Annotated in this window: 13 protein-coding genes; 12 read left to right on the top strand and 1 reads right to left on the bottom strand. The window is 56.0% G+C overall.

The window, feature by feature from the left end; genetic code table 11:
* Positions 1-132: 132 nt before the first annotated feature.
* The 12 genes from JYE50_RS06335 (at position 133) to JYE50_RS06280 (ending at position 11419) form a co-directional block, all read left to right on the top strand.
* Positions 133-1080, top strand: a complete 948-nt coding sequence (locus JYE50_RS06335) for an ATP phosphoribosyltransferase regulatory subunit (protein ID WP_084096976.1) — start codon at positions 133-135, stop codon at positions 1078-1080.
* Positions 1073-1699, top strand: coding sequence for an ATP phosphoribosyltransferase (gene hisG, locus JYE50_RS06330; RefSeq protein ID WP_084096974.1), 627 nt, complete (start codon positions 1073-1075; stop codon positions 1697-1699). Before JYE50_RS06335 ends, hisG begins: the two co-directional genes overlap by 8 nt.
* Positions 1696-2979, top strand: a complete 1284-nt coding sequence (gene hisD, locus JYE50_RS06325) for a histidinol dehydrogenase (protein ID WP_084096972.1) — start codon at positions 1696-1698, stop codon at positions 2977-2979. The genes hisG and hisD overlap by 4 nt, the downstream gene beginning before the upstream one ends.
* A 79-nt stretch (positions 2980-3058) precedes the next feature.
* Complete coding sequence (gene hisC, locus JYE50_RS06320) at positions 3059-4123, top strand: histidinol-phosphate transaminase (RefSeq protein ID WP_084096970.1); 1065 nt, start codon at positions 3059-3061, stop codon at positions 4121-4123.
* Positions 4120-4707, top strand: coding sequence for an imidazoleglycerol-phosphate dehydratase HisB (gene hisB, locus JYE50_RS06315; protein ID WP_084096968.1), 588 nt, complete (start codon positions 4120-4122; stop codon positions 4705-4707). The genes hisC and hisB overlap by 4 nt, the downstream gene beginning before the upstream one ends.
* On the top strand, positions 4707-5324 hold the full coding sequence (gene hisH / locus JYE50_RS06310; RefSeq protein WP_084096966.1) for an imidazole glycerol phosphate synthase subunit HisH: 618 nt from the start codon (positions 4707-4709) through the stop codon (positions 5322-5324). The genes hisB and hisH overlap by 1 nt, the downstream gene beginning before the upstream one ends.
* Before the next feature lie 5 nt (positions 5325-5329).
* The gene (gene hisA, locus JYE50_RS06305; RefSeq protein WP_084096964.1) at positions 5330-6043 is read left to right on the top strand and encodes a 1-(5-phosphoribosyl)-5-[(5-phosphoribosylamino)methylideneamino]imidazole-4-carboxamide isomerase; all 714 of its coding nucleotides are present in this window, start codon (positions 5330-5332) and stop codon (positions 6041-6043) included.
* Positions 6040-6798 carry an imidazole glycerol phosphate synthase subunit HisF gene (hisF, locus tag JYE50_RS06300; RefSeq protein WP_084096962.1) on the top strand — a complete coding sequence of 253 codons (759 nt, stop codon included), beginning with the start codon at positions 6040-6042 and terminating at the stop codon, positions 6796-6798. Before hisA ends, hisF begins: the two co-directional genes overlap by 4 nt.
* A gap of 269 nt (positions 6799-7067) precedes the next feature.
* The gene (gene hisIE / locus JYE50_RS06295) at positions 7068-7715 is read left to right on the top strand and encodes a bifunctional phosphoribosyl-AMP cyclohydrolase/phosphoribosyl-ATP diphosphatase HisIE (protein ID WP_084096960.1); all 648 of its coding nucleotides are present in this window, start codon (positions 7068-7070) and stop codon (positions 7713-7715) included.
* Positions 7715-8449, top strand: coding sequence for a histidinol-phosphatase (locus JYE50_RS06290; RefSeq protein ID WP_084096958.1), 735 nt, complete (start codon positions 7715-7717; stop codon positions 8447-8449). Before hisIE ends, JYE50_RS06290 begins: the two co-directional genes overlap by 1 nt.
* Before the next feature lie 181 nt (positions 8450-8630).
* A complete protein-coding gene (locus JYE50_RS06285; protein WP_084096956.1) occupies positions 8631-10460 on the top strand; it encodes a YfbK domain-containing protein in 1830 nt (609 codons plus the stop codon).
* A 176-nt stretch (positions 10461-10636) separates the two neighbouring features.
* Complete coding sequence (locus JYE50_RS06280; protein ID WP_179138429.1) at positions 10637-11419, top strand: PHP domain-containing protein; 783 nt, start codon at positions 10637-10639, stop codon at positions 11417-11419.
* A gap of 246 nt (positions 11420-11665) precedes the next feature.
* Here JYE50_RS06280 and JYE50_RS06275 read toward each other — a convergent pair whose 3' ends face one another.
* Complete coding sequence (locus tag JYE50_RS06275; RefSeq protein ID WP_084096954.1) at positions 11666-12331, bottom strand: metallophosphoesterase family protein; 666 nt, start codon at positions 12329-12331, stop codon at positions 11666-11668.
* Between the last annotated feature and the right edge of the window lie 9 nt (positions 12332-12340).

Genomic DNA, 12340 nt, shown 5'->3' with positions numbered 1-12340 from the left:
CCGTTGCGGAATAAGCATACAATATATTGTGGTAAAAAAATACTTGACTTTATCACGGTAAAGCATTATCATGGTAAAGAATTTTGGGGAGGGGCCGGAAAACGGCTTTTCCCGGATCCAGGAGGAGTACGTATGCAGATTGATGACAGCGTAATGAACGGTCAGGAACGGATCAGTTTCCGCCTTCGTTCCCTGTATTCCGGATATGGATATGAACGCTACCGGATGAGCAAGTTTGAGGAGTATGACCTGTACAGCCGGAACAAGGACTTCCTGTTTTCCGAAGGGGTCATCACCTTTACCGACACCAACGGCAGGCTGATGGCCCTGAAACCGGACGTGACTCTTTCCATTATAAAGAACAGGAAAGACACCCCCGGGGAGATCCAGAGGCTCTACTACCATGAAAACGTCTACCGCGTTTCCGCCGGTGCGGACGGATTCCGGGAGCAGACCCAGGTCGGCCTGGAATGCATGGGCGCTGTGGACGGTGCCTGCGTCGCGGAAGTGCTGAAGCTGGCGGCTGAAAGCCTGCGCCTGTGCTCCGAGCAGTTTGTACTGGAGATCAGCCATGTAGGTATTCTGGGCGCCTTTGTGGATGCCATCGCGCCGGACGTGAATGTGAAGGAGGAAATCCTACGCTGCGCCGGGCAGAAGAACCTGCACGGAATCAGCCGGGTTTGCCGGGACAACGGGATCAGGGAAGGAGCGGAAGACGCTCTGAAGGAACTGCTGAGCCTTTACGGTACGCCCCGCACGGTGATGCCGAAGATCCGGGCGCTGGCGGAAGAATACGGTGCCGGTGAGATGGCGGCGGAGCTGGGTCGGGCAGTGGCCGGGTTTACCGGCAGCGATATCGAGGACAGGATCCAGATCGATTTTTCCGCCACCGGCGACCTGAAGTACTATAACGGGATCGCGTTCAAGGGCTTCATCAGCGGTATCCCCGGCAGCGTACTGTCCGGCGGGCAGTATGACACGCTGATGAAGAAAATGGGACGGAAGGACCGGGCAATCGGTTTCGCCGTATTCCTTGACATGCTGGAAAGACTGACAGAGGAGGACGACTTCCGTGCTTAATATCGCGCTGCCCAAGGGAAGACTGGGCGAGAAAGTATATGCCATGTTCGCCAAAGCCGGCTTTGAATGCCCGGCACTGATGGAGAACAGCCGGAAACTGATCTTCGACAACGAGGAAGCCGGCGTACGTTATTTCTGGGTGAAGCCGTCTGACGTGGCGATCTATGTGGAACGCGGCGCAGCCGATATCGGCGTGGCCGGAAAGGATATCCTGCTGGAGTACCAGCCGGACGTCTATGAACTGCTGGACCTGAATGTGGGCAAATGCCGGATGGCAGTCGCCGCGCCGGCAGGATTCCGGGATGATCCGAACCGCACACTGCGCGTTGCCACCAAGTTTTCCCGGATCGCCCGGGATTACTACTCTTCCATCGGCAGGGATATCGACATCATCCACCTGAACGGTTCCATTGAGATCGCCCCGATCCTGGGGCTGTCCGATGTTATCGTGGATATCGTTGAGACCGGTACCACCCTGCGGGAGAATAACCTCTCCGTTATCGAAGAGATCGTTCCGATCTCAGCCCGGCTGATCGCCAACAAGTCCGGATTCAAATTCCGGACAGAGCAGATCGAGCGGCTGACCGAGGGACTCAGAAAGGAAGTGCAGGAAGCATGATCCGTATTATGAAATACGGCGAGGTATCCAATGATGAGATCTTCGCCCGGGCTATGCCTACCGTAAACGTGACAGACAAGGTTGCGGAGATCATCCGCAATGTGCGGGAGCGGGGAGACGAAGCCCTGCGTGAATATACCGAAAAGTTTGACGGCGCGAAGCTGGACAGCCTCCTGGTGACACCCGCGGAAATGGAAGAAGCGCTGGCGGCGACCACCCCTGAGTTTATGGCTGTTCTGGAAAAGGCCGCGGCCAACATCCGGAAATTCCACACCCGCCAGGTGAGGAATTCCTTCATTATCAATGATGAGCCCGGCGTGGTCATGGGCCAGAAGGTGATTCCTGTGGATCGGGCCGGCATCTATGTGCCGGGCGGAACGGCGCCGCTGTCCTCCACTGTGCTGATGGACGTGATCCCGGCGAAGATCGCGGGTGTGAAGGAAGTTGTCCTGGCAACGCCTCCCGGAAAAGACGGAAAGATCAATGCCGCGATCCTGGCCGCCGCCAAAGTAGCCGGAGCGGACAAGATCGTCAAGGCCGGCGGTGCGCAGGCAATCGCCGCCCTGGCATACGGAACGGAATCCGTGCCGAAGACAGACAAGATCGTGGGGCCCGGAAACGCCTTTGTGGCGGAAGCCAAGCGGCAGGTTTACGGTGTTGTTTCCATTGATATGATCGCCGGCCCCAGCGAGATCCTGGTGGCGGCTGACGGCAAGTCCAATCCCGCCTACCTGGCGGCGGACCTGCTGAGCCAGGCGGAACACGACAAAGTGGCCAGCGCGGTGCTGGTAACGGATTCCATGGAGCTGGCCGAACAGGTGCGGGATGAACTGGAAAAGCAGATCCCCGAACTGGATCGCAGCGAGATCGCCCGGGTATCCATTGACAACAATGGCAAGATCATTGTGGCGGAAGACCTGAAGACAGTGATCGATATTGCCAACGAGATCGCGCCGGAGCACCTGGAACTGTGCGTGGACAATCCTTTTGACTGGCTGGACAGCATCCGGCATGCCGGATCGGTCTTCCTGGGCAGGAACTGCCCGGAAGCGCTGGGCGATTACCTGGCCGGCCCCAACCACACCCTGCCGACCCAGGGAACGGCGAAGTTCTCCAGCCCCCTGTCCGTGGATGACTTTGTAAAGAAGACACAGTATACCTACTTTACAAAGGAAGCACTGGCTGCGGTGGCCGAGGATGTGGCTGCCTTCGCCCGGATGGAGGGACTGACGGGGCATGCGCGAAGTGCGGTCATTCGCACTTCGTGCAATGAAAAATGAACAATGAAAAATGAAGAATGAAAAATGATATATACTTTCAGCATAACGAGGTATATATCTGTGAAGTGGAGTGAGCAGCATGAGCCGGTTCTTTTCGGAAAAGTATAAAAACCTGGTGGCTTATGTTCCCGGTGAACAGCCCAGGGATCAGAAATACATCAAGCTGAACACCAATGAGAATCCCTATCCGCCGCTGCCGGAAGTGGCTGAGGCGGTCCGGGCGGAAAGCGAAAAGCTGTACCTGTATTCCGATACGGAATGCGTGGAACTGCGGAAGATCCTGGCGGAAAGGCTGAACGTATCCGCTGAGGAGCTGCTGATGACCAACGGCTCGGATGAGATCCTCAATTTTGCTTTCATGGCTTTCTGCGACAGCAAAACCCCGGCAGTCTTCGCGGACGTGACCTACGGCTTCTATCCGGTTTTCGCGGATATTAATATGCTTCCCTATGAGGAGATCCCCCTGAAGGAAGATCTGACCATTGATATCACCGATTACTTCGGAAAGAACGGGACGATCTTTATCGCCAACCCCAACGCGCCGACAGCCATTGCCCTGGGCCGGGATGAGATCGAGGAGATCGTGAAACGGAATCCGGGGAACATTGTGGTAGTGGATGAGGCATATGTGGACTTCGGCGCGGAAAGCTGTGTGCCGCTGATCCGGAAATACGACAACCTGCTGGTTACCCAGACATTCTCTAAGTCCCGCTCCATGGCGGGTGCCCGGCTGGGAATGGGAATCGGCAATCCGGAACTGATCCGGGACCTGAACACGGTGAAGTATTCCCTGAATCCCTACAATGTTAACCGGCTGACACACGCGGCAGGCGTTGCGTGCCTGAAAAAGGACGAATATAATATAAGAAACTGCGGGATCATCATGGAAACGCGGGACCGTACCGCCAAGGCGCTGCGGGACCTGGGCTTTGAAATGACAGAATCCCGGACCAATTTCCTGTTTGCCCGGCATCCGGCGGTTTCCGGTGAGGAGCTGTACCTTGAACTGAAGAAGCGGGGAATCCTGATCCGCCACTTCAGCAAGGAACGCATCAGGGACTATAACCGCATCACGATCGGAACACCGGAGCAGATGGACGCCCTGATCGCCAACATCAAAGACATCCTGGAGGAGAAAAAATGAGACAGGCTGAAGTGAACCGCAAAACAGGTGAAACGGATATCCGGATCCTGCTGAACATTGACGGAACAGGAAAAAGCGTGATCGACACAGGCGTTGGATTCCTGGATCACATGCTGACGCTGTTCGCCCGGCACGGGCGCTTTGACCTGGAGGTTTCCTGCAAGGGTGATACCTATGTGGATGACCATCACTCCGTTGAGGATATCGGCATCGCGCTGGGAAAGGCGTTTGAGCAGGCCATGGGCGACAAGAAAGGCGTGACCCGCTACGGCAGCACGATCCTACCCATGGATGAAAGCCTGATCCTGACGGCGGTGGATCTTTCCGGACGGGGCCTGCTGGTGTATGACCTGCAGATCCCGGCTGAAAAAGTCGGTACCTTTGACACGGAGCTGACGGAAGAGTTCTTCCGGGCCCTGGCTCACAACGCGGGCGCTACGCTGCACATCCGGCAGCTTGCGGGCGGAAACAGCCACCACATCATTGAAGGCGCTTTCAAGAGCGCGGCACGCAGCCTGCGGACCGCCGTGGCGATCGATCCGGCCTGTGCCGGAGAGATTCCTTCCACGAAAGGAGTTCTGTGATGATCGCGATCATCGATTACGGCGTGGGAAACCTGTTTTCCCTCCGCTCCTCCTTTGCGGCCATCGGACAGGAAGCGGTGGTGACCAGCGATATTGAGGAGATCCGCCGGGCGGACCGGCTGATCCTTCCCGGCGTCGGCGCTTTCCAGGACGCGGCGGAGAAGCTGCGGGCCTCCGGCATGGACCGGGCGGTGAAGGAAGAAACGGCCAAAGGGAAGCCGCTGATGGGCGTATGCCTGGGCATGCAGATGCTGTTTGAACGCAGCTATGAATACGGCGTACATGAGGGACTGGGCCTGCTGAAGGGTGAGATCCGGCCCATTGCCGAACGGATCCCGGAAGGCCTGAAGATTCCCCAGATGGGCTGGAACAGCCTGAAGATTGTGAAGGAATCGCCGCTGCTGAAGTATACCCGGGAAGGGGAGTACGTCTATTTTGTACACTCCTACAGCGCGGTGAACTGCGATGAAAGCCTGCTGGCCGTGACGGAATACGGCGCGGACCTGACCGCCTGCGTGGGAAAGGGCAATGTGTTCGGATGCCAGTTCCACCCGGAAAAGAGTGGAGAAGTCGGCCTGAGGATCCTAAAAGCATTCTGTGAAACGGAGGGAATCTGAGAAAGATGATTCTTTTCCCTGCCATTGATTTATATGAAGGTAAAGCTGTGCGCCTGTTCAAGGGCGATTACGCACAGATGACCGTATACAGCGAGCATCCCGAGGAGATCGCGAAGGATTTTGCCGCCAAAGGCGCGACCCACGCCCACCTGGTTGACCTGGAAGGCGCGAAAAACGGAACGACGCCGAACCTGGAAACGGTGCTGCGCATCAAAAACGCAGCCGGGCTTTTCTGTGAGATCGGCGGCGGTATCCGCAGCATGGAAACGGTGAAGACGTATCTTTCCGCCGGCCTGGACCGGGTGATCCTGGGGACCGCGGCGGTGGAAGACCCCGCTTTCCTTCGGGAAGCGGTGAACACATACGGCGAAAAGATTGCCGTGGGCGTGGACGTCCGTGACGGCTATGTGGCGATCAAGGGCTGGATGGAGAAATCCGCCCTGCCTTTCATGGATTTCTGCCGGGAGATGGAAAGCATCGGAGTGAAAACGCTGATCTGCACGGACATTTCCAGGGACGGCGCCATGCGCGGAACCAACCGGGAAATGTACCGGCAGCTGTCTGAAACACTGGGACTGCAGATTACGGCTTCCGGCGGCGTATCCACCCTGGAGGATGTGGAGAGCCTGCGGAAGATGAACCTGTACGGCGCCATTATCGGCAAGGCGTACTATACCGGGGATATCGACCTGAAGAAAGCGATTGAGGCTGCAAGATGATCACAAAACGAATCATTCCCTGCCTGGACGTGAAGGACGGGCGTGTAGTGAAGGGTGTCAACTTCCAGAAGCTCGGGGATGTGGCGTCTCCGGTGGAACTGGCGAAGTATTACAGCGAGAACGGCGCGGACGAGCTGGTGTTCTATGACATCACGGCTTCCGCGGAAGGCCGGGCGCTGTTTACGGATATCCTGACTGAAACCGCAAGGACGGTGTTTATTCCGCTGACTGTCGGCGGAGGCATCAATACCACAGCGGACTTTGACCGGGTGCTGAAGTGCGGCGCGGATAAGGTGTCCGTCAACTCCGGCGCGATCCGGGATCCCTCGCTGGTGGGAAAGGCCGCGAAGCTCTACGGCGATCAGTGCGTGGTGCTGAGCGTGGACGTGAAGCGGGTGGACGGTGTGTTCCGGATTTTCGCCAAGGGCGGCCGGGAAAATACCGGCATGGAGGCCATTGAATGGGTCCGCCGTTGCGTCGGGGAAGGTGCCGGGGAGGTTGTGGTCAACTCCATGGATACCGACGGCGTGAAACAGGGGTTTGACCTGGAGCTGCTGGAAAAGGTTTGCGATGTGGTGAAGGTGCCGGTGATCGCTTCCGGCGGGGCCGGATGCATCGGGGACTTTATTACGCTGTTCAAGGCGCTGCCCGGGGTGGATGCGGGGCTCGCTGCATCGATCTTCCACTTTGGAGAAGTGGCTATTAATGACCTGAAGCGGGAAATGCAGAAGAACGGAATTCCTGCAAGGTTATGATAGGCAGAAATGCTCGCTGTCAGGGGGGCTCTCCTGGCAGGCCTGATCTCGGAAGTCCCTCTCGCGGACCGTTCGCACTTGGTCCTAGTGTAGGGGTGCTAAACTCAAACTTCGCCAAGGCTCGTTTATCGTTAAGCACCCGCACTGCGGACGTCCTTCGAGGGACATTCCTCACGGCCTGCCGAAAGATTGTTGAGCTCGCCTAAGGAAAAATAAGAGAGTCTGAAATATCTCACAGTGAATTGTGATTATGAATTGGAGGAAGCATTATGCTGAACATCGATGAACTGAAGTTTGACGAGAAGGGCCTGATCCCGGCCATTGTGGTGGATGCCGTAAGCGGCAAGGTGCTGATGATGGCCTATATGAACAGGGAAAGCCTGAAGGTTTCCATGGAGAAGGGACTGACCTGCTTCTGGAGCAGGAGCCGCCAGGAACTGTGGCTGAAGGGCGAGACCAGCGGCAACTACCAGCATATTGTGTCCATCACGGCGGACTGCGACCGGGATACGCTGCTGGTGAAAGTGGAAAAGGACGGGCCGGCCTGCCATACGGGTACGGAAACCTGCTTCAATGACGTGATCTGGGAAAGCGATGAGCTGCATGAGTTCACCTATGAGGGACTGATGGAACTGATCGCCGGCCGGAAGACCGAAAAGAAGGAAGGTTCCTACACCACCTATCTGTTTGAAAAGGGCCTGGATAAAATCCTGAAGAAGGTGGGCGAAGAGACCACGGAAGTGATCATTGCCGCTAAGGACAAGGACAAGAAAAACACGGTCTATGAGATCGCTGATCTGGCGTACCATGTGATGGTACTGATGATCGAGGCGGGTATCTCCCTGGAGGATATTCACAAGGAACTGGCCTCCCGCCACGTGATCGACAAAAAGGTAAAGCAGGAGAAAATGGTCTGATGAAAGATCTGCACATGCACACGGTGTTTTCCGACGGAAAGAATACGCCGGAGGAAATGATCCTGGAGGCGATCCGGCTGGGACTGGATACGGTTGGTATCTCCGACCACAGCCACCTGGATCCCTGCGGCATGACCCTGGAAGCCACGGAGGAATACCACAGGGAGATCGCACGGCTGAAGGAAAAGTATGCCGGGCAGATCCGGGTGCTGTGCGGCCTGGAACGGGATTTCATCTCCGATGATTTTTCGGACTATGATTATGTGATCGGCTCGGTGCACCTGCTGACGATGCCGGACGGCCATCACGTTTCCATTGACTGGACCGCGGAAAAACAGCGGGAAGGCGTGGAAAAGTATTTCGGCGGCGACTGGTATGCCTTCGCGGAAGCGTATTACGCGACAGAGGCCAGGGTAGTGGAAGTGACGAAATGCGACATCATCGGCCACTTTGACCTGATCACGAAGTTCATCGAGCAGGAACCGGCGTTTGACGTACACCACCCCAGGTATGTGAAGGCCTGGCAGAACGCGGTGGATGAGCTGCTGAAGACCGGAAAGCCTTTCGAGATCAATACCGGGGCGATTTCCCGTGGATACCGGACAGAACCCTATCCGAGCCGGGAGATCCGGGACTATATCAGGGCACACGGAGGGAAAATGATCCTTTCGAGTGACAGCCACCAGGTTGAAACGATAGCGTATAAGTTTGAAGATTATATCGATGAGATATAATCTTCAAACAATGCATAATGCATAATGCATAAAGCATAATGATATAGTGTTTTTTCCTTTGCTGAACAGTAATCTGAGCGGTTGACAAAAAGTTTCCGGGAAATCCGGGAACTTTTTTTATTGGGGTGCGTCCTACAGAGTGAGGCCGGGAAAACCGGTACACTGAAAGGAGACGAAAACAATGAAGCGGATCATCGCGATTATTCTGGCGGCACTGATGGTGTTTGCCGCCGCGGCTTCGGCCATGGGAGAAGAAAACAAGATCTGGAAGAAAGGCGACCAGGGAGAAAAGGTCACCTGGATCCAGACCCGGCTGAAGGAACTGGAATACCTGGAAAAAGAACCTGACGGCATTTTTGATGAAGAAACGGAAATGGCCCTGATGGCGTTCCAGTGGGACCAGGGACTGCTGAAAAGCGGCATGGCGGACAGCATTACGATGAAGGTACTGGAAACCGCCACGGAAACCAAAACGGAGGCACACAGTTGTTATGATTTGGATTATTGGGAGGAAGCTGTGTGCTATGAAGCGGAATATGCCCCGTCGGCCACTGCTTCCATGGCGATGCCGTCAGCCACTTCCAACAAGGCTGACAGCTGGAAATGGAACACGGAGGAGTACACCACCTTTGAGAGCAACCGCTTCCTGAGCGTTTTGACTTCGCCCCTGTCCACCTTCGCGGCGGACGTGGATACCTCTTCCTACGCCCTGCTGAGGCGGAAGATCCTGAGCGGGGAACGGATTCCCGCGAACAGTATCCGCATTGAGGAAATGCTGAACTACTTCAGCTATGACTACGCGAAGCCGCAGAACGGCGAACCCTTTGGCGTGACCACGGAAATCGCTCCCTGCCCCTGGAACGCAAAGACCAGGCTGATGCTGATCGGCCTGCAGGCGGAGGAAGTGAAAAAGGATGAACGTCCCGGACATAACCTGGTTTTCCTGATCGATACATCCGGAAGTATGTTTGGCAGCGACCGGCTGGACCTGGTGAAGCGGGCGTTCATGCTCCTGCTGGAGGAACTGGATCCGGAAGACACCGTATCCATTGTCACTTACGCAAGCAACGACCGTGTTGTACTGGAGGGCACTCCGGCAGCCGACAAGACCCGGATCATGGAGGCTATTTCCGAACTGGAAGCGCGCGGCAGCACCAACGGCAGTGCCGGAATTCTCCGGGCGTATGAGATCGCCGCGAAGTATTACCGGGAAGGAGGCGTGAACCGGATCCTGCTGGCGACAGACGGCGACCTGAACGTTGGCGTGACCAGCGAAGGCGAACTGACCAGGCTTGTGACGGAAAAGAGGGAAAGCGGCATCAGCCTGACCTGCCTGGGATTCGGCATGGGCAACTACAAGGATAACAAGATGGAAGCCCTGGCGGATTACGGCAACGGCAACTGCCGGTATATCGACACCATCTATGAAGCCCGCAAGGCCCTGGTGGAAGAAGGCGGCGGCACGTTTATCACCGTGGCCAAGGACGTTAAGATCCAGGTGGACTTCAATCCTGCCAAGGTGAAGGGCTACCGGCTGATCGGCTACGAAGACAGGGTGATGGCCGCGGAAGATTTCGCCAATGACGAGAAGGACGGCGGAGAGATCGGCAGCGGTCACCGCATGACGGCCCTGTATGAGATCATTCCGGCAGATTCCGATTTCGAATTCGGTGAGGCGGAAAGCCGCTACCAGAATGCCCAGGTGTCCGACGCGGCGGAAAAGACCGACTGGCTGACAGTCTCCATCCGCGCCAAGGAGCCGGAAGGAACGGTAAGCAAACTGTATGAATATCCTGTGACGGATGAAGCCGTGAAGGAAAACATGAGCGAGAACCTGCGGTTTGCCGCGGCGGTTGCGGAAGCCGGTATGCTCCTTCGGGAAAGCGAGTGGAAGGGCACTGCGACCTATACCCAGGCACTGGAACTGGTCCGGGGCTGCGAAAGCGTTTCCGGAGACGCATATAAGGAAGAGTTTGTGTACCTGCTGACGCTGCTGGAACGGAGTCATTAAATTCAGAATTCAGAATTCAGAATTCAGAATTATATCAACTGATTCCGCAAATAAATGGACGGGAACACAAGTAAACAGCAGGAAAGCAAAAGGATATGACGAGCATAAAAAAAGAATGACAAAAACGGTTTAATTGAATATAATGGCATGGATGTATATCCGGAAGGAGAGACGCCATGCCATTTTTATATGAAACCCATATGCATACCTGCCAGGGAAGCGCCTGCGGAAAGGTGACGGGCAAAGAACAGGCCCGGGTTTATAAGGAAGCCGGTTTTACCGGGATCATCATTACGGACCATTTTTTCGGCGGAAACACCGCTGTGAACCGGGAACTGCCCTGGGAAGAACGGGTGGATCTGTTCTGGAAGGGATATGAAGACGCGAAGGAAGAGGGAGACCGGATCGGCCTGGATGTCTTCTTCGGCCTGGAGCAGAATATCCATTTTGATGAATACCTGATCTACGGTCTGACAAAAGAGTATATGAAAGCCCATCCGGAGATGGAACACTGGACCCGGCACGAGCAGCTGGAGGAAGTGCACAAGGCCGGGGGCTGCGTGGTACAGGCCCATCCGTTCCGGATGCGGAACTATATGGACCGGATCCGCCTGGGACTGAAGTACTGTGACGGTATCGAGGTGGCCAACGCGGGAAACGATCCCCTGGACGACGCCAGGGCCTGGCTTTACGGAAAGGAATTCAACCTGGTCATGTCCGCCGGATCGGATAACCACAAAGGTGCCGATTGGCCGCTTTACGGCGTATCGCTGGACCACAGGCTGACGGATATCAAAGACTACGCCAAAGTGATCCTGTCCGGAAAACAGCCGGAGCTGCTGATCCCGGAAGGACGCCTGATCATGCCGGCTGATCCCGTGATCGATGAACGGCATAAAGCCTACATGCTGGATGATGATGAGCAGGACGTTCCGACAACGAAGGAATGGACGGAGTGAATAAAGCCGGGGCGATGCCCCGGCTTTCAATGAAATATTGGCCTTCGGCCAATGTGATATATTTTTTCTGACGAAAAGATGTGAAATATCAGCCGCAGGGCGGCTGATGTGAAATATCCGCCTTCGGCGGATGTGATATATGGTTTTGGCCAGGTCGAAGGCACGAATTTGTTGAAATACTGGCCTGCGGCGGATGTGATAGATGGTTTAAGCCGGAGCGATGCTCCGGCTTTACTTGATGAGGGATCAGAAACGGCTGGCTTTTTCCATGAACCGGACGCCGCGGCGGTTCGGTTCTTTTTTATTTGGCGTTTCCGGCAGGTCGAACTCATAGGCCATGCTGGCGTTGATGACGGGAATACCGTTCCAGTTTCTTTCCCGGACGAAATGGGAACCGGTATAGGCCTGGTGAACATGTCCGTGAACCATCACGGCGGGGCGCCAGGTATCCAGCAGGGGACCGAAACACTGGAAGCCCCGGTGCGCCATATCCTCCTGGTCCCCGAAGCCGCGGATCGGCGAGTGGGTGAGCAGGATATCAAAACCGCCGGTGTTCCGCAGCATCCGCCGGTACGAAGCGATGCGGGAGGACATTTCCTTTTCGGTATACATATGGGTCCCGTCCGGCCGGTAGCGGACAGATCCGCCGAGGCCGAAAATCCGGACGCCTTTGATCTGGACTACCGTGCCTTCCGCACACAGGCAGCCTTCCGGGGGTTCCTTCTCATAACGGTCATCATGATTACCGTACACATAGATGATCGGCGCGTCGGTAAAACAGGTCAGGAAGGACAGATACTTTGCCGGCAGGTCCCCTGCGGAGAGGATGATATCCACGTCCCGGAGTGCATCCCGGCAGAGCTCTCCCCAGAGCCGGGGAGAGGGCTCGTCCGCAATAGCCAGAATCCGCATACTGTTCTC

Origin of the sequence: Aristaeella lactis, assembly GCF_018118585.1 — a bacterium.
GTDB classification, from domain to species: Bacteria; Bacillota; Clostridia; order Christensenellales; family Aristaeellaceae; genus Aristaeella; species Aristaeella lactis.
This window is presented reverse-complemented; position numbering and strand designations above follow the sequence as displayed.